This window comes from Flavonifractor sp. An9, from assembly GCF_002161245.1.
GTDB classification, from domain to species: Bacteria; Bacillota; Clostridia; order Oscillospirales; family Oscillospiraceae; genus Flavonifractor; species Flavonifractor avicola.
This window is the reverse complement of sequence record NZ_NFHC01000017.1, coordinates 1-17,454: the sequence shown is the minus strand read 5'-3', so window position 1 is coordinate 17,454 and position 17,454 is coordinate 1. Positions and strand designations below refer to the sequence as shown.

The following is a 17,454-nucleotide window of genomic DNA, read 5'->3' as shown; positions in this document are numbered from 1 at the left end:
CCGAGAACATTCTATTTATCATACCTAGGATTCCTGCGATGTCATTCACAGGAAACCATAGCAATTTATTTGGCAAGCAACAGATGCTAAAGAACCGTCGTAGTTTTAAACCTACGGCGGCTCTTTGAACATGTGCTGATCAATCCTACAGTTCCAGTTCCTCCAGCCATTCATCGAACGACTTCTTAGGAATGCGGATCGCCGTGCCGATCCGCACGGTCTTAAAGTGACCTTCCTTTACCAGAGTATAGGCCGATGTGCGCCCAATGTTGAGCATGGCCGCAATATCTTCCACGGTATAGGTGCGCGCCTCCGGCAACGGACGCTTTTCATGATTTTCCATTGTATGACCTCCATGAATTTGTTCAGTGACAAGGTGATAGAGTGTGATGAAAAGACGTTGTGGGCAAGGCGATTCCTGCTAAGAGCTTGCTAATTGGCCGTCTTAAAAAGCGCGGCAGTACACGGCATTTTGTGCAAATTGCACCACAAAAACCTTGTACCTCAAAATATATCACGAACGAGGAATCACCATAAATTATGTCCGTTCCGTACGGCATTGGGCACGCCAAACTCCTAAGCGGTAGGTCGGAGGTTCGAATCCCCTCAGGCGTGCCAAAAACCGCAGCAGACCCCATGCCGGGCCTGCTGCGGTTTTTCTTTGCCCTCTCAGCTCAGAACGTTCCGTTTTTATATTTTTCCTTATGGGCTTCGATGAGCCCCGGATCATCAAAGTAGTTGATTTTCATGGCGGCCTTGACCTCGTTCAGGGTGACCTGGGCGATAGCCCGGGCCTCGGCGCTGCCCGCTTTGAGAATGTCATAAACCGCCCCAATATCCTTCTCGTATTCCTTCCTTCTGGCCCGAATGGGGGCCAGCTCCTCCTGAATGATGCTGTTTAAAAACTTCTTGATCTTCACGTCTCCCAGGCCGCCTCTCTGATAGTGATGAAACTGCCGGTGCATTTGAATCCAAACGGCGGGAAGGGGCGGGGCAGGATCGCCTTCCAGGGCGGCTCCTATGCCCTGGCCATCTCCGCCATCGTGCTGGCCCTGCTGGTGGTGGTCAACGTGCTGGTGTCCATTCTGCCCACCAGCCTGACCCGGTTCGACATCAGCTCGTCTCAGCTGTACTCCATCACCAGCAACACAAAGTCGGTGGTCAACGCCCTGGAGGAGGACGTAACCATCTACTGGATCGTCCAGGCTGACGAGGAGGACCCCATTGTGGAGAATCTGCTGGACAAATACGACAGCCTGTCCGGCCACATTTCGGTGGTCAAGAAAAACCCCGACGTCTACCCCACCTTCACCCAGCAGTATACCGATGAGACGGTGACCAACAACAGCCTGATCGTGGAGTGCGGGGACAAGAGCTGCTATATTTCCTACAGCGACATCTATCTCTATGAGACCGACTTCTACTCCTACGGCTACACCAGCGCCTCCTTCGACGGCGAGGGAGCCATCACCTCCGCCATCGACTATGTGGTCAGCGACGAGCTGCCTCAGCTCTACCTGCTGGAGGGCCACGGGGAGGCGGAACTGCCCCAGACGTTTCAGGAGCAGCTGGAGAAGGACAACATCGAGACCCAGCCCCTCATCGACGAGAACTACTATCCCATCGTGCCGGTGGCCACCGGCCTGACCGTCAGCGGCAGCGCCTCGGGTGCCACCGTCACCGAACTGCTCACCACCTCGGACAGCGCCTTCAGCAAGGTGTCCGGCTATGAGATGACCACCTATGACGAGGAGGAGGGGGACATGGACGGACCCTTTGCTGTGGCGGTGTCGGTGGAGCGGAACGACGGCGGAGAGATGGTATGGTTCTCCTCCTCTCTGTTCCTGGACGACGGGTACAATGCCTACTCCTCCGGGGCCAACGTGAACCTGACCATGAACGCCCTCTCCCAGCTCATCGGCGAGCGGGAGGCCATGTCCATCCGCAGCAAGTCCCTGAATTACAACTACCTGACCATCAACGAGTCCACCGCCTCCCTGCTGAAGGTGACCATGATCGGCGTGTTCCCTCTGATCTATCTGGCTGTGGGCATCGGTGTGGTGGTCAAGAGAAGGAGGATGCAGCATGAGCCGGTCTAAAAAGCTTCTTTTGCTGCTGGGCGTCCTGGCGGCGGTGTGCGTGGTGACCTTCTGTGTCAGCCGCTACCAGGAACACAAGGAACAGATCAAAACCAGCGACCAGGTCATTCTGGAAATTCCGGAGGAATCGGTGACCGCCCTGTCCTGGACTTATGAGGGCCAGAACCTGGCCTTCCACCGGGACGACGCGTGGTATTACGACGCCGACGAGACCTTCCCGGTGGATGAGGACGCCATCAGCACCCTGCTGGAGGTGTTTCAGTCCTTCGGCGTCTCTTTTATCATCGAGGAGGTGGAGGACTACGGCCAGTACGGCCTGGACGACCCGGTGTGCACCATCCGGCTCACCACCGGGGACGCCAGCTATGAGATCCAGCTGGGCGACTTCAGCACCATGGATTCCCAGCGGTATGTGTCCATCGGGGACGGCAACGTCTATCTGGTGCAGGAGGACCCCCTGGACGCCTTTGGCGTGGCGCTGTCCGACCTGATCGCCAACGACAGCCTGCCCTATGTGGAGACGGCGGACCAGATCAGCATCCAGGGTGAGGACGCCCTCCAGATCACCTGGCAGGAGGAGAGCGCCAGCTACCGGGAGGAGGACCACTATTTCGTCACGGTGGACGGAGAGGTCCAGCCGCTGGATACCGGCCTGGTGGAGGACTTCCTGTACACCCTGAGTTCTCTGAATCTGACCGGCTATATGACCTACAACGCCGGGGAGGATGACCTGGCCGCCTACGGCCTGGACGATCCGGAGCGCACCATTACGCTGGACTACCCCACCCAGGATGAGGACGGCAACGAGACCGCCCACACCGTGTCTCTGGCGGTGAGCCGTGCCCCGGCGGAGCGGTGGGACGACACCCAGGCCGACGCCGAAACGGAGACCGGCGAGGAAGAGGAGGTCACCGCTTACGCCCGGGTGGATGATTCCCCCATCATCTACAAGATCACCACCCAGGAATACCGTGCTCTGATGGACGCCTCCTACGACACCCTGCGGCACAAGGAGATCCTGCCCGCCGACCTGGAGAATGTGTCTCAGGTGGACGTGACCCTGGACGGCACCTCCTATACCGTCACCGCCAGCGGCCAGGGGGAGGAGCGGACCTGGTCCTACGGGGAGCAGGAGCTGGAGACCAGCGACCTGCCCGACGCCCTCCAGGCCCTGACCGCCGACCGCTTTACCGAAGAGGAGCCCACCGGACAGGAGGAGATCTCCTTTACCCTCCACCTGTCCCTGGAGGGGGAGCCCACCGTAAGCATCCAGTTCTACCGCTATGACGGCGCCTACTGTCTGGCCGTGGTGGACGGCCAGTCCACCGCCCTGGTGACCAGAAGCCAGGTGGTGGACCTGCAGGAGGCAGTGTATGCCGTGGTGCTGGGAGAAAGCTGACCCTGTAAGAAAACTGAAAGAAATGTTCGGAAACTTGTAGGGTGCGGGAAAGAAAAAGCAAAAACATCAAACGCCTTGCTTTGGTACCATATCGGTATCAAAGCAAGGCGTTTTTTGCCTGTTGGGAGGAATCTGCCATGAAAACCATTCTGGTACTTTTCGGCGGCTGCTCCACGGAGTACGCCGTTTCTCTGCAATCGGCCCATGCCATGGTGAGCCATATGGACCGGGAGGCCTATACGCCCCTGCTGGTGGGCATCACCCGCTGGGGACAGTGGCTGTACTACACCGGCCCTCTGGACCGGATGGAGGCCGACACCTGGCAGCAGGAAAACTGTACCCCCTGCACCCTCTCACTGGACCGGGAGCGGGGAGCGCTTCTGCTGCTGGACGGTACTGGAACGCGGCTCCATTTTGACGGGGCATTCCCGGTGCTCCACGGGAAAAACGGGGAGGACGGCACCCTCCAGGGCCTGTTGGAATTGGCGGGGGTGCCGGTGATCGGCTGCGGCACCCTGTCCAGCGCCCTGTGCATGGACAAGGACCGGGCCCATAAGCTGGCCGCCCTGGCGGGGGTGAAGGTCCCCCGGGGGACGGTGGTGGACCGGAGCTGGCGGGAGGACGACCTCCAGAGGGCGGCCCGGGACCTGGGCTATCCCCTGTTCGTCAAGCCGGTGCGGGCCGGTTCCTCCTTCGGCATTACCCGGGTGACCGGGCCGGAGGCCCTGGTGGGGGCGATAAAGGGGGCCCTGAAGCACGACCGGGAGGCCCTGCTGGAGGAGGCGGTGCCCGGCTTTGAGGTGGGGTGCGCCGTGCTGGGCAACGAGGAACTGACGGTGGGGCTGGTGGATGAGATCCAGTTGTCCCAGGGTTTTTTTGACTACGAGGAGAAGTACACCCTCAAGACCTCCGCCATCCACTGTCCCGCCCGCATCCGGCCGGAGCAGGCGGCCGCCATCCAAGCGGCGGCCAGGACCATCTATCGGGCCCTGGACTGCCGGGTGTTTGCCCGGGTGGACCTGTTCCTCACCCCGGAGGGGGAGATCTACTTCAACGAGGTCAACACCATCCCCGGCTTTACCGCCCACAGCCGCTACCCCAATATGATGAAGGGGATCGGCCTGGACTTTTCCGCCCTGGTGAGCCGCCTCATCGCCCTGGGGCTGGAGCCGTGAGAGGGGAGGGGACGGTCCGGGACCTGACCTGTACCGGACCGCTGATTTTGGTCAACGCCGCCCACCCTCTGAGGGTCCCGGCTGATCCGGAATTGGTGGAACTGGAGGGCGGGGTGCAGCTGGAGCGGCGGGCGGCTGCGGCTCTGAGAGCCTGTCTCCGGACGGTGGGGGGGACGGCGGGCATCCTCCCTGTGTCCGGCTGGCGCAGCCGGCCGGAGCAGCAGGCCATCTGGGACGACACCCTGGCCAAAGAGGGGCTGGCTTTCACCCAAAGCTATGTGGCCATGCCCGATTGCAGCGAGCACCAGACCGGTCTGGCCATCGACCTGGGCCGGCGGCAGGAGAACGTGGATTTCATCCGCCCCTATTTTCCCGACGAGGGAGTGTGCCGGGCCTTCCGGCTGGCGGGTCAGCAGGGGCTGCTGTGCTCCGGCGACAACTGCGGGGGCGTGGTGGCCGCCTCCTGGCGGAGCACAGGGAGGTGAGTCCATGGGAAAGGACAGGCTGGTTGCCCGGTCCAGAGGGGATGGACTGGGCTGGTTCTGGCGGCTGTACCGGCTGCGGCAGAAAACGAAGAACCGGTTGGTGCGGAGCTTCTGCACCTATCTGATGTGCCGCAGCGCCCACCGCCACGGGGGCTATGTGGGGCCGGGGGCGGAGTTTGAGTCTCCACCGGTTCTCCCCCACGGCCTCCACGGGGTCTTCATTTCCCGCTACGCGGTGGTGGGGGCAAGGTGCAAAATCTATCAGAATGTGACCATCGGCGAGGTGGACGGAAAGGCCCCGACGATCGGCCCGGACTGCCTCATCGGCGCCGGGGCGGTGCTGGTGGGAGACATCCGGGTGGGGCGGAATGTCCGCATCGGCGCGGGGGCGGTGGTCTGTCGGGACATCCCCGACGGCAGCACCGTGGTGGCCCCGCCGTCCCGGATCTTGGAAAGGAAGCAGAGGGTATGAAGTACGAGGAAGTGAGCACTGCCCGGGCCTGGCGGGAGGTGGATCTGGGAGCCGTGGCCCACAATGCCGCATGGCTCCAGGGGCGGATGGGCCCCGAATGTAGGCTGATGGCGGTGGTCAAGGCGGACGCCTACGGCCACGGGGACGGGCCGGTGGCCCGAAGCCTGGAGAAGCAGGGGGTAAAGGCTTTCGCGGTGGCCTGCCTGTCGGAGGGGATCAGCCTGCGGCGGCAGGGAGTGGAGGGGCTCATTCTGATCCTGGGCTATACCCCGCCGGAGGAGGCGGCGGAGCTGGCCCGGTGGGGGCTGACCCAGTGCGTGGCCGACGAGGCCCACGGCAGAGCCCTGTCGGCGGCGGGGGTGCCCCTGGAGGTCCACCTGGCTCTGGACACCGGGATGCACCGGCTGGGTATCCCGGCGGAGGACCATGGGGCCATTGCCCGTACCCGGACCCTGCCCAACCTCAAGTTTACCGGCACCTTTTCCCACCTGTGCGTGTCGGACAGTACCAGCCCGGAGGACCAGGCTTTCACCCAGGCTCAACTGGACCGGTTTTACGGGGCTGTGGCCCGGATGGCCGCCGCCGGGCTGGACCCGGGGGGCGTCCACATCCAGGCCAGCTACGGCATCCTGAATTTGCCGCACCAGCCCTGCGCATGGGCCCGGGCGGGCATCGCCCTGTACGGCGTGTACAGCCGGGAGGAGGACCGGCCAGATTCCGACGGTCTGCGTCCCGCCCTGTTCCTGCGGGCCCGGGTGGCCGCCCTGCGCACCGTGTCCGCCGGGGAAGGGGCCGGGTATGGCCTGGCCTTCCGGGCCAGGGGGGACACCAAGCTGGCGGTGGTCACCGTGGGCTACGCCGACGGCCTGCCCCGGATGCTGGCTCAGGCGGGCGGGGAAGTGCTGATCCGGGGGGTACGCTGCCCTATGGTGGGGCGGATGTGCATGGACCAGCTGCTGGTGGACGTGACCGGCGTACCCCAGACCGCCCCCGGCGACGTGGTTACCCTCATTGGCCGGGACGGCGGGGCGGAGATCCGGGCGGAGGAGGTGGCCGCCCGGTGCGGCACCATTACCAACGAGCTGCTCTCCCGGCTGGGAAGCCGCCTGCCCATCCGATATTGTCCATAAAAAATACCCTCTGCCTAAGGCAGAGGGTATTTTTGCGGTTACAGGAAAAACTCCGGCTGACGGGGGACGCCTGCCTTTTCCGTCAGCATGGCGGTGGTGGCCTGGAGGGCAGGGGCGGGGATGGTCCGGGCCCCACGGGGGCAGAGGGAGACGCAGCGCATACAGGTAATGCACCGCTCCGGGTCGGTCTCCTTGGGGCTGCCCGCCGGAATGGCGCCCACCGGACAGCGGGAGGCGCACAGACCGCAGGAGATGCAGCTCTCCCCGGCGGCGGGGTGGAAGGGGACCCCCTTCCAATCCTTGTAGGGGGTATTTCCCGGCACGGCTACCGGAGTAAGGGGGTCGGGTCCGGCCAGCTTGTCCAGCACCGCCCGGCCAAAGTTGGCGGCAGCCTCCAGATCGGCCTGGTCCGGACGGCCCTGGGCAATGGTGGGGGCGATGGAGTGCTGGGCCACAAAGGCCGCAGCTCCGATCACCTGAAAGCCGCCCGCCTTCAGGGCGTCGGACAGCTCCAGCAGAGCGTCCTCATAGTCCCGGTTGCCGTACACCGCCACGGCGACCGCGGGGCCGTTGCCGCTGAGGGCGGCCAGCCGCTCCAGCGCCACGGCGGGGATACGCCCGCCGAACACAGGCGCGGCGGCCAGCAGCACGGTGCTGTCCGCCACCGGCGTGACCGGCGCGGGAACGGACAGATCCACGACATGGCCGTGGCCGCCGGTGATGGCCTTGGTTATGGCGGCGGTGCCGCCGGTGGGACTGAATATGGCAGAAAGCCAATGAAAATCAGTCATGATGGGATGCCTCCTCTTTTTGGGCTGCGATCTCCTGAGAAAATTGGTTGATTACTTCTTTGGGGGGCACCGAGTCCTCCCGGCTGAGCAGGAACTTCTTGATAATGAAGATCAGGGCCACTGCCGCCACCCCCAGCAGGGTGTCCATGGAGCTGGAGTGGCTCACCACCAGCTGACGGGCGATGGCAAAGAGCAGCACATCGGTGACCGCCCGGGGGGTGTGGAGAATGAGCATCTTCACAAACTCCAGGCATACCACGATGTTCATGGTATTGGCCAAAAACTCGTCCAGGCTGAATTGCCCCAGGGCCAGATAGTCCAGGGAATCCATTCCCGTCAGAACCATCTGCACCACTGTAATCACCAAAATAAACAGGGCAATGGCCAGTTCCAGAACCCAGGCGGTTTTCAGAAGGAATTTTATGACGGTTCCTTTCATGGAGGGCGCTCCTTTCCTGTGTGCCTTCTATCATAAAATTATAACGGATGGGCGATGCGCCGTCAACGCTGGGAGGTATAGGATGGAAAAATTCGGGTATCCTATCAAAATGAGATTGACTTGCCGGTCAAACTGTGCTATGATGGCCGCAGTTGAAAAGGGAGTAGTTTAAAGTCACACTGCCAACAATCACGGCTGTCACCAGCCTGGCTGTGTGCACCCCATGGGTAACAAGACTTTTCGACAACTGCCGTGCTATGCCCGGCGGTTGGCGGAGGGTCTTTTTTTATTTGCTCTTCGCCGAAAGTAAACTGTAAGGGAATGAAAGGTATGACAGAGGCTTATTACCGGAAAACCACCCAGCAGGCGCTGGAGGCCCAGCAAGCCGGGATGTCCGGCCTCAGCGATCAGGAGGCCGGACGCCGGCGGGAACAGTACGGCCCCAACAAGCTGTCCGAAGGGAAAAAGAAGAGCGCCATCCAGGTCTTTGCCGAGCAATTCAAGGACCTGCTGGTCATCATCCTCATCATCGCGGCTATCATCTCCGCGGTGTCGGAGAATGTGGAGAGCACCATCGTCATCTTTGCCGTGCTCATCCTCAACGCCATTCTGGGCACCGTCCAGTATCTGAAGGCGGAAAAATCGCTGGAGAGCCTGAAGGCCATGTCCTCCCCCACCGCCAAGGTACTGCGGGGAGGCGTGCGGGTGGAGATCCCCTCCGCCGACGTGGTGCCCGGCGACATCGTGCTGCTGGAGGCCGGCGACATGGTGGTGGCCGACGGCCGTGTGCTGGAAAACTTCTCCCTCAAGGTCAATGAGTCCTCCCTCACCGGCGAGAGCGAGGGCGTGGATAAGACCGCCGACGTGATCGAAGCCGACCAGGTGGCCCTGGGCGACCAGAAGAACATGGTGTTCTCCGGCTCCCTGGTGACCTATGGCCGTGCCACCGTGCTGGTCACCGGCACCGGCATGAACACCGAGCTGGGCAAGATCGCCGCCCTGATGAACCAGACCCAGCAGCGCAAGACCCCCCTGCAGCAGAGCCTGGACAATTTCTCCGCCAAGCTGGCCATCGTCATTATGGCCATCTGCGTCGTGGTGTTCGCCCTGTCCATCTTCCGTACCGGCATGGGGGTGCTGGACTCCCTCATGTTTGCCGTGGCCCTGGCGGTGGCCGCCATCCCCGAGGCTCTCAGCTCCATTGTCACCATCGTGCTGGCTATGGGTACCCAGAAGATGGCCAAGCAGAACGCCATCATCAAGGACCTGAAGGCGGTGGAGAGCCTGGGCTCCGTGTCCGTGATCTGCTCGGATAAGACGGGCACTCTGACCCAGAATAAGATGACTCCCCAGAAGGTGTATGCCGACGGCTCCCTGCTGGAGGGAGGCGATCTGGAGCTGGTCAACAACGTGCAGCGGCTGCTGCTCAAGGCAGCCCTGCTAGCCAGCGACGCTACCAACAACGCCGAGACCGGTACCTCCATCGGCGACCCCACCGAGGTAGCCCTGGTGATGCTGGGCGAGAAGTTCGGCATCGACGAGGAGGTTTACCGGTCCCAGCATCCCCGTCTGGGCGAGCTGGCCTTTGACTCCGACCGTAAGCTGATGAGCACCCTCCACGACATCGACGGGACGCCCACCATGTTCACCAAGGGCGCCATCGACGTATTGCTGGACCGGTCCAAGTGGCTCCTCACCCGGCAGGGCAGAGTGGAGATGACCCCCGAGCGCAAGGAGGAGATTGCCCGGGTCAATATGGAGCTGTCCATGGAAGGCCTGCGGGTGCTGGCCTTTGCCTACCGGGAGGTGGACGCGGTCCGGCCCCTCACCCTGGAGGACGAGAACGATTTTACCTTTATCGGCCTCATCTCCATGATTGACCCGCCCCGGCCCGAGGCCATCCAGGCGGTGGCCGACGCCAAGCGGGGCGGCATCCGCACCATCATGATCACCGGCGACCACAAGGTTACCGCCTCCGCCATTGCCCGCCAGCTGGGCATCTTCCAGGACGGGGATGAGGCGGTGTCCGGCCTGGAGCTGGACCAGATGAGCGACGCCGACCTGGATGAGCGGCTGGCCAAGATTTCGGTCTACGCCCGGGTGTCCCCCGAGCACAAGATCCGCATCGTCAACGCCTGGCAGCGCCGGGGCAACATCGTGTCCATGACCGGCGACGGCGTCAACGACGCCCCCGCCCTGAAGAAGGCGGACATCGGTGTGGCCATGGGCATCACCGGCACCGAGGTGTCCAAGGACGCCGCCTCCATGATCCTGGCTGACGATAACTTCGCCACCATTGTCCGGGCGGTGGTCAACGGCCGCAGCGTGTACACCAACATCAAAAACGCCATCCAGTTCCTGCTCAGCGGCAACACCGCCGGCATCTTCTGTGTGCTGTACGCCTCCCTGATGGGGCTGCCGGTGCCCTTCCAGCCGGTGCATCTGCTGTTCATCAACCTGCTCACAGACTCCCTGCCCGCCATTGCCATCGGCATGGAGCCCGCCCGGAAGGGCCTGCTGGACCAGAAGCCCAGAGATCCCAAGGAGCCCATCCTGAACAAGCCCCTGCTCTCCCGCATTGGCGGACAGGGCCTGCTCATCGCCATTGTCACCATGATCGCCTTCTACCTGGGCTACCAGAACGGGGACGCGGCGCTGGCTTCCACCATGGCCTTCTCCACCCTCACCCTGGCCCGGCTGTTCCACGGCTTCAACTGCCGGGGCGCCGAGTCCATCTTCCGGCTGAAGTTTGGCACCAACAAGGCCTCCATCGCCGCCTTCTTTGCCGGCGTGGTGCTGCTGATGCTGGTGCTCTTTACCCCCGGCCTGACCAGCCTCTTTATGGTCTCTCCCGCCTTCGGCCTGATGAATCTGGGCGAGATGGTGGGCCTGGCCTTCCTGCCTACTCTGGTGATCCAGATTGTCAAGGTCATTGCCGACCTGAAAAAGGGCAAGGACTAATTGCAAAAAAAGGCGCGCCCGCAGGGCGCGCCTTTTTCACGCATAAAACCGGGGCGCGGTGTTTCCACCGCGCCCCTTACAGGATCGGAGTTCGTTTGATTCCACTCCTTTCGCCTTTCGCCAGAGGGTGAGCTCACCCGGCACCGGCTTAAAAGGAGATGCAAGAACCAGCGGTCATCCGGTCCAACATCAGTATGCCCCGATGGCGGCCTGAAATACAGGAAAAAAACGGTATAGAACCGGACATAATTGCCCAAACTGGACATAGGATAAAACCGGAAAGCCCGGAGCAAGGAGGAGGATCGTATGCCGGAAGCCACCAAGCGCTTCAGCCTGCGCCGACGGGAGAGCGAGCGGGAGGGAACCCGCCGGGTCCTGCTGGAGGGACTGAGCCAGACCAGGGCCCTTATCGCCCAGGCCTATCAGGGCTTCAACGACGCCTGTGACCCGGATCTCATCGAATCCTATGTCTTTGAGATCAACGCCCTTCAGTCCCGGTACACCTACCTGCTGCGCCAGGTCAAGGAGCTGGAGGGCGGGCAGGCTGTCCACACCGGATAAGAGGGGCCCGCCCCGCCGCCAAGGTTCTGGCACACAGAAAGGAGGTGGCGGCGGTGGAACCGCTGCTCAACGCCCTGCCATGGGTGGCGGGAGGACTGTTTCTGGTGCTGCTGCTGGCAGTGCTGCGTAAGCCCCTGAGCTGGCTGGGCCGTCTGGCGGCCCGGACAGGGGTGGGGCTGGGGGTGCTGTGGGTTTTGCGCTGGGCCGGGGGCATTCTGGGCCTCCAGCTGGGGGTCAACCTGACCAACGCCCTGGTGCTGGGGCTGCTGGGGCTGCCCGGATTCGGCCTGCTGGCGGCCCTGGAGTGGATGCTGGCTGTGTAAGAAAAGGACGCCGCCCGGAGGTGCGGCGTCCTTTTTGTAAAATTATTTATAAATGGGTCCTTTTGTGTTCATAGTTTTTTAAAATCCGTATCGTAAAATAAATAATACTCGATTATAAGGAGTGGACCCATTTGAAAAGACGACTTGCGGCGCTCACCTGCGCCCTGACTTTATGCGCCGGCCTGGCGCTGCCCGCCTCCGCGGCGAATTTTACCGACGTGCCCGCCGGAGCCTGGTATGAATCGGCGGTGAAGGAGTCGGTGGAACAGGGGTGGATGACCGGTGTGTCCGATACCCTGTTTTCTCCCAACGCCACGGTGACCCGTTCTACCGTAGCCATGGTGCTGTGGCGGATGGAGGGGGAGCCCACCCCGGTGTGGCGGGGCCATTTCCCCGATGTGCAGATCAACAGCTGGTACGGCATTGCCGCCGACTGGGCCTGTGAGGCCCGCATCATCAACGGCACCGATAAGGGCACCTTCAGCGACGGCGTGGTGACCCGGCAGGAGCTGGCGGTGATGCTCAGCCGCTATGACACATATAAGGGCCGTACGATGGCGGAGGGCGCCCTGAACCTCTACAGCGACGCCAACCAGGTGGCCTCCTGGGCCAAGGAGGGTATGTCCCATGCCATCGGTATGGGCTGGATGGAGGGAGACGGCGGCAAGCTCTCCCCCAAGAGTACCACCACCCGGGCCCAGCTTGCGGTGATTTTACAGCGGATGAATACCCAGGCCATGGGCTGACGGCCCCTTACGGCACGGGCAAGAGAAAGGAGAACGCCCAACATGGAGCAAAGCAGTCTGTTCATATCTTATCTGCGGGTGACTCAGCATATGTCCCAGCAGTTTCGCAGCCACTTCGGCCGGATGGATCTGACCTTTCCCCAGGCCATGGTACTTACCGTACTGGGGGAGGACGGACCGGTGCCCATCAGCACCCTGGCCGAGCGGACCGGCAGTGCCAACAGCACGGTGTCCGGCATTGTGGACCGGCTGGAGAAGCTGGGGCTGGCCAAGCGCCAGCGCAGCGAGACCGACCGCCGGGTGATCTACGTCAGCGCCACCGAGAAGTACGCCGCGCTGCGGGACAAGGCTGTCACCGACGTGAACAGCTACTTTACCGCCCTGATGGGGAATATGCCGGAGGAGGACCGGAAGCTGGTGGCTGCCGCCCTCCAGAAGCTGGACGAGGCGTTGAGCCAGGTAGAGGAAAAGGGGAAGTGATCCCTGATCTGAGAGGAAAGAGTGAGGTGTCCTGCCGTGAGGCGGAATGGTTATGAATCCTACCATGGGCGCAGCCGGGGACGTAATGCGCTGAAAGTGCTCATCGGCGTACTGCTGGTGCTGCTGGTGCTGTCGGTGGCGGCGCTCTTTTTCCTGGAGCCCTATATTCGGTATTCCGCCGACGGCGTGCGGCTGGAGCTGCCCTTCTTCGGCGGCGGCCAGACCGAGCCTGACCCGCCGGTCGGTACCGTTCCCATCCAGATCACCACACCGGAGCCCACCCCGTCCCCCACGCCGGAGCCGGAGGTGGATTTCCGGGGCGTGCAGCTGCCTGCCGCCGCCCTTACCGACGGTACTGCCCAGACCCAGCTGGAGGCTAACCGCGGCACCGCCGCCATCTTCTCTATGAAGGAGGCGGACGGCACCCTGGGTTATCAGTCCCAGACCACTTTGGGCACCTCCACCGATCAGGAGGGCATCAATGAGGCTATCCAGACCCTCAACGGAGGGGAGCTGTACACCGTGGCCCGGATCTCCTGTTTCCGGGACAACGCCCTGCCCTGGAACGACCGGGCCCTGGGCATCCACAGCAATTCGGGCAACTGGCGGGACGACGAGAGCGTCCGCTGGAGCAGCCCGGCGGTGGAATCGGTGCGGACCTATGTGGCTCAGGTGTGCGGCGAACTGGCCGGGCTGGGCTTTGACGAGCTGCTGCTGGACAACTGCGGCTACCCCACCCGGGGCACCGTCAGCTATATCAAGAGCGACAGCAACTACGATCCCAACACCCTGACCCAGACCATGGAGGCCTTCTTCCAGACGCTGGACCAGACGTTGGCCCAATATCCTGATATAAAGGTATCGGTGGTGACCAGCCTGACGGTGCTGGGCGGCGGCTCCGACGGCAGCGGCCTCACCCTGGACCTGCTCAAGCAGTATGCCGACCGGGTCTATGCCCAGGTGCCCGAGGGAGAGACGGTCCCCGCCGTCGAAGGGCTGGAGATTGTGCCCATTGTGACCCAGAGGACGGATACCGGCAGCTGGGCCCTGCTGAGCTGACAAAAAAGCTGCAAAAAAGTTGAAAAATGCTTGACTTTTAAAGATTGCATTGATATACTACTAGAGCCGCTTTGAATGGGAATGAGAAGCGCGGAGACGCCCGGGAGCAGGGCAACAGCGAAACACGCAGGCCAAAAAACAGGCCAGCCAGGGGCTGGCGGCATTTTTGGCGGAGGGTTGAGCAGTTGGCCGTTGCGGAGGGCGTGCAGCGTGACAACCAAGTGACCGACGTGACGGATGTGACGTCACGCTTCGGCCCTCCCCCGACAGCGAGCCCGTAATGAAGGAGTTGAAAACGTAATGCACGCAATCATCGAGACCGGCGGTAAGCAGTATAAGGTGGCTGAGGGCGATACCCTCTTCATCGAGAAGCTGCCCAACGAGGCTGGCGACAACGTGACCTTTGACAAGGTTCTGGCTGTCATCGACGGGGACAAGATCACCGTGGGCACTCCCGTGGTGGAGGGCGCCAAGGTGGCCGCTTCCGTGGTGAAGAACGGCAAGGGCAAGAAGATCCTGGTCTTCAAGTACAAGCCCAAGAAGGGTTACCGCAAGCGTCAGGGCCATCGTCAGCCCTACACCAAGGTGACCATCGGCGCCATCTCCCTGTAAGATGACTACCGTCTCTTTTCACATGGAGGGGGACCGCATCGTGGGCTTCACTGTGAAGGGCCACAGCGGTTACGCCGAGGCGGGGAGCGACATCGTATGCGCCGCCGTCACCAGTGCCGTCCGCCTGACCGAGTGCGCCGTCAACGACGTGCTGGGCCTGGGGGCGACCGTAAAGGTGAAGGAGCATGACGCATCCATCTCCCTGCGCATCCCTGGCGGGCTGAGCCAGACCAGCGAGAGCACCTGTCAGACCCTTCTGACCGCCCTCATGGTCCACTTTACCAGCCTGCACGAGGAGTATCCCGAAAATATTCTCGTACTGGAGGAGGATTGACCTCTCCGTACGGCGACTTTTTAACACACAAGTTTGGAGGTGTGACACCATGCTGAACATCGGTCTTCAGTTCTTCGCCCATAAAAAGGGCGTGGGCTCCACCCGTAACGGCCGCGATTCCGAGGCCAAGCGTCTGGGCGTGAAGCGGGGCGACGGTCAGTTCGTTCTGGCCGGCAACATCCTGGTCCGCCAGCGGGGCACCCATATCCATCCCGGCGTCAACGTGGGCAAGGGCAGCGACGACACCCTGTTCGCCCTCAAGAGCGGCCGCGTGAAGTTTGAGCGCCTGGGCAAGGACCGCAAGCAGGTCTCTATTGTGGAGATCGCCCAGTAATTGCCCGCAATATGGGTACACTAAGCCCCGGACGGACTCCCGTTCCGGGGCTTTTTCTATCGCCTTCCCCTGGGGGAAGGTGGCTGGCCGTAAGGCCAGACGGATGAGGGGAACGGCCGGGCGACCACAAGGGTCGCCCCTACGAGACAAATCACCCCTTGGCAAGGAGGTTTATATGGCAGCACCCTTTGTAGATACCGCCCGCATCACCGTTAAGGCGGGCAACGGCGGCAACGGCGCGGTGGCCTTCCACCGGGAGAAGTACGTGGCCGCCGGCGGCCCCGACGGCGGCGACGGCGGCCGGGGGGGCAATGTGATCCTGGAGATCAACCCCCATATGTCCACTCTGATGGACTTCCGCTACAAGCGCAAGTATGTGGCGGGCAACGGCATGGACGGCCAGGGCAAGCGCTGCTCCGGCAAGGACGGGGAGGACCTGGTCATCAAGGTGCCCCGTGGCACCGTGGTCCGGGACGCCGAGACCAACGAGATCATCTGCGATATGTCGGAGACCGACCGCTTCGTGCTGGCCAGGGGCGGCAACGGCGGCTGGGGCAACAAGCACTTCGCCACCCCCACCCGTCAGGTGCCCCGCTTCGCCAAGGCGGGCCTGCCCGGTCAGGACCGGCAGGTCATCCTGGAGCTGAAGCTGCTGGCCGACGTGGGCCTGGTAGGCTTCCCCAACGTGGGCAAGTCCACCCTCCTCTCCGTGGTGTCCAAGGCCAGGCCCAAGATCGCCAACTACCACTTTACCACCCTTTTCCCCAATCTGGGCGTGGTCTATGTGGACGAGGGTGTGTCCTTCGTGCTGGCCGACATCCCCGGCATCATTGAGGGCGCCTCCGACGGCGCCGGCCTGGGCCACGACTTCCTGCGGCACATCGACCGCTGCCGGCTGCTCATCCATGTGGTGGACGTGTCCGGCTGCGAGGGCCGTGATCCGGTGGAGGACTTCAAGGCCATCCAGGAGGAGCTGAAGCAGTACGGCCCCGATCTGGCCTCCCGGCCCATGATCGTGGCGGGCAACAAGGTGGACATCGCCAACCACCGCACCGGTCTGGAGGCCCTGAAGGCCTATGTGGAGGGGCTGGGTATGCCCTTCTACGAGATCTCCGCCGCCGCCCAGCTGGGCACCCGGGAGCTGATGTTCGCCGCCGCCCGGGAACTGGAGCACCTGCCCCCCATCACGGTGTACGAGCCCACCTATGTGGAGCGGCCCCCGGAGGTGGATACCTCCGAGCCCCTCAACATCATCCATGAGGACGATACCTGGATCGTGGAGGGCCCCTGGCTCCAGCGGCTCATGGCCAACGTCAACTTCGGCGACTACGAGTCCCGCAACTGGTTCGACAAGATGCTCCGCCAGTCCGGCCTCTTCGACCGGCTGGAGGAGATGGGCATCAAGGATGGGGATATCGTGTCCCTGTACAACCTGGAGTTTGAGTACCAGCGCTGAACAAACTACCGGGCTGCCTTATCGGCAGCCCGGTAGTTTTGGTTATGGCAGAAAAAACCGCCAGTACAGCCAGCCGCCCAGGGCCAGCTGGGCGATGAGAATGGCGGGCAGGCCCCACTTGAAGTACCAGTGGCGGGTCTTGTGGCGGAAGGCGTACATACCCAGAATGGCCCCGGGGGAGCCACCCACCAGGGCGATGAGGAAAAAGGCCTTTTCCGGTACCCGCCAGCGGTGCTTTTTGGCTTTCCGCTTATCCACACCCATGAGGACAAAGTCCAGGATGCTCCAGAAGAGCACCCACAGCGCGATCCACTTCAGCATGAGGCAAATTCCTCCCCGGCGCCCAGGGCGGACACAAAGCCGCCCCGGGTCTTGGTGGTGTCGTACCACAGGTGCAGGTCCATGGTGAAGGCCTCGCCGTTGTCCACAATGGAGGCAGTGTCGCCGTCCAGCCCGATGAGGGTCACCCAGTGCCACCGGTGGAGCTGCTTGACCTTGCCGTTGTCCAGGTTGAGAAAGGCCACCGGACAGTCCGTCTCCAGACTGGCGGTCACAAAGGAACGCAGCTGTTCCCAGGGGGGACGCTTGGTGCGGGGGG

The 17,454-nt window shown here is 62.6% G+C and carries 20 protein-coding genes and 2 pseudogenes; 16 read left to right on the top strand and 6 right to left on the bottom strand.

Going from position 1 to position 17,454, the window contains the following annotated elements:
- Positions 1-145: 145 nt before the first annotated feature.
- Together B5G40_RS11155 and B5G40_RS11150 are read right to left on the bottom strand one after the other, a co-directional pair.
- A complete protein-coding gene (locus B5G40_RS11155) occupies positions 146-343 on the bottom strand; it encodes a helix-turn-helix domain-containing protein (RefSeq protein WP_087399656.1) in 198 nt (65 codons plus the stop codon).
- 331 nt (positions 344-674) lie between these two features.
- Positions 675-947 (bottom strand): annotated as a pseudogene (locus B5G40_RS11150) (tryptophan--tRNA ligase); the annotation flags it as partial.
- Here B5G40_RS11150 and B5G40_RS11145 point away from each other — a divergent pair.
- From B5G40_RS11145 to vanT, 6 genes are all read left to right on the top strand, one after another.
- Positions 948-2,099, top strand: coding sequence for a DUF7088 domain-containing protein (locus B5G40_RS11145; protein ID WP_087399655.1), 1,152 nt, complete (start codon positions 948-950; stop codon positions 2,097-2,099).
- A complete protein-coding gene (locus B5G40_RS11140; protein WP_087399654.1) occupies positions 2,086-3,498 on the top strand; it encodes a DUF4340 domain-containing protein in 1,413 nt (470 codons plus the stop codon). Before B5G40_RS11145 ends, B5G40_RS11140 begins: the two co-directional genes overlap by 14 nt.
- Positions 3,499-3,635: 137 nt before the next feature.
- Positions 3,636-4,673, top strand: coding sequence for a D-alanine--D-serine ligase VanG (gene vanG, locus B5G40_RS11135; RefSeq protein ID WP_087399653.1), 1,038 nt, complete (start codon positions 3,636-3,638; stop codon positions 4,671-4,673).
- A complete protein-coding gene (locus tag B5G40_RS11130; RefSeq protein ID WP_242959404.1) occupies positions 4,670-5,158 on the top strand; it encodes a D-alanyl-D-alanine carboxypeptidase family protein in 489 nt (162 codons plus the stop codon). Before vanG ends, B5G40_RS11130 begins: the two co-directional genes overlap by 4 nt.
- 4 nt (positions 5,159-5,162) lie before the next feature.
- A complete protein-coding gene (locus B5G40_RS11125) occupies positions 5,163-5,630 on the top strand; it encodes a serine O-acetyltransferase (RefSeq protein WP_087330640.1) in 468 nt (155 codons plus the stop codon).
- Positions 5,627-6,760: a serine racemase VanT catalytic subunit gene (gene vanT / locus B5G40_RS11120; protein WP_087399652.1), complete on the top strand. Its 1,134-nt coding sequence runs from the start codon at positions 5,627-5,629 to the stop codon at positions 6,758-6,760. Before B5G40_RS11125 ends, vanT begins: the two co-directional genes overlap by 4 nt.
- 38 nt (positions 6,761-6,798) lie before the next feature.
- On the opposite strand, the gene B5G40_RS11115 is transcribed toward vanT, so the two are convergent.
- A complete protein-coding gene (locus B5G40_RS11115) occupies positions 6,799-7,551 on the bottom strand; it encodes a 4Fe-4S binding protein (RefSeq protein ID WP_087399651.1) in 753 nt (250 codons plus the stop codon).
- On the bottom strand, positions 7,544-7,990 hold the full coding sequence (locus B5G40_RS11110; RefSeq protein WP_206407233.1) for a hypothetical protein: 447 nt from the start codon (positions 7,988-7,990) through the stop codon (positions 7,544-7,546). The genes B5G40_RS11115 and B5G40_RS11110 overlap by 8 nt, the downstream gene beginning before the upstream one ends.
- A gap of 330 nt (positions 7,991-8,320) precedes the next feature.
- Between B5G40_RS11110 and B5G40_RS11105 the strand changes: the two genes are divergently transcribed.
- The 10 genes from B5G40_RS11105 (at position 8,321) to obgE (ending at position 16,856) form a co-directional block, all read left to right on the top strand.
- Positions 8,321-10,951, top strand: coding sequence for a cation-translocating P-type ATPase (locus B5G40_RS11105; protein ID WP_087399650.1), 2,631 nt, complete (start codon positions 8,321-8,323; stop codon positions 10,949-10,951).
- A gap of 306 nt (positions 10,952-11,257) precedes the next feature.
- Positions 11,258-11,512 (top strand): DUF2508 family protein, encoded by a 255-nt coding sequence (locus B5G40_RS11100; RefSeq protein WP_087399649.1) that lies wholly within the window; start codon positions 11,258-11,260, stop codon positions 11,510-11,512.
- Between the two features lie 53 nt (positions 11,513-11,565).
- Positions 11,566-11,835, top strand: a complete 270-nt coding sequence (locus B5G40_RS11095; protein ID WP_087330653.1) for a pro-sigmaK processing inhibitor BofA family protein — start codon at positions 11,566-11,568, stop codon at positions 11,833-11,835.
- A 131-nt stretch (positions 11,836-11,966) separates the two neighbouring features.
- On the top strand, positions 11,967-12,581 hold the full coding sequence (locus tag B5G40_RS11090; protein ID WP_087268341.1) for an S-layer homology domain-containing protein: 615 nt from the start codon (positions 11,967-11,969) through the stop codon (positions 12,579-12,581).
- A 42-nt stretch (positions 12,582-12,623) separates the two neighbouring features.
- The gene (locus B5G40_RS11085; protein WP_087268344.1) at positions 12,624-13,061 is read left to right on the top strand and encodes a MarR family winged helix-turn-helix transcriptional regulator; all 438 of its coding nucleotides are present in this window, start codon (positions 12,624-12,626) and stop codon (positions 13,059-13,061) included.
- 36 nt (positions 13,062-13,097) lie between these two features.
- Complete coding sequence (locus B5G40_RS11080) at positions 13,098-14,120, top strand: putative glycoside hydrolase (protein WP_087399648.1); 1,023 nt, start codon at positions 13,098-13,100, stop codon at positions 14,118-14,120.
- 300 nt (positions 14,121-14,420) lie between these two features.
- Positions 14,421-14,732, top strand: coding sequence for a 50S ribosomal protein L21 (gene rplU / locus B5G40_RS11075; RefSeq protein ID WP_087337843.1), 312 nt, complete (start codon positions 14,421-14,423; stop codon positions 14,730-14,732).
- A gap of 1 nt (position 14,733) precedes the next feature.
- Positions 14,734-15,066: a ribosomal-processing cysteine protease Prp gene (locus B5G40_RS11070; RefSeq protein ID WP_087188874.1), complete on the top strand. Its 333-nt coding sequence runs from the start codon at positions 14,734-14,736 to the stop codon at positions 15,064-15,066.
- Between the two features lie 49 nt (positions 15,067-15,115).
- Positions 15,116-15,400 (top strand): 50S ribosomal protein L27, encoded by a 285-nt coding sequence (gene rpmA / locus B5G40_RS11065; RefSeq protein ID WP_087268353.1) that lies wholly within the window; start codon positions 15,116-15,118, stop codon positions 15,398-15,400.
- A gap of 175 nt (positions 15,401-15,575) precedes the next feature.
- Positions 15,576-16,856 carry a GTPase ObgE gene (gene obgE / locus B5G40_RS11060; protein ID WP_087188872.1) on the top strand — a complete coding sequence of 427 codons (1,281 nt, stop codon included), beginning with the start codon at positions 15,576-15,578 and terminating at the stop codon, positions 16,854-16,856.
- A gap of 42 nt (positions 16,857-16,898) precedes the next feature.
- Here the strand turns inward: obgE and B5G40_RS11055 are convergent, their stop codons facing one another.
- Complete coding sequence (locus B5G40_RS11055) at positions 16,899-17,177, bottom strand: DUF1294 domain-containing protein (RefSeq protein ID WP_343214251.1); 279 nt, start codon at positions 17,175-17,177, stop codon at positions 16,899-16,901.
- A pseudogene (locus B5G40_RS16905) lies at positions 17,171-17,454 on the bottom strand (hypothetical protein); the annotation flags it as partial. The gene B5G40_RS11055 and the pseudogene B5G40_RS16905, both read right to left, overlap by 7 nt.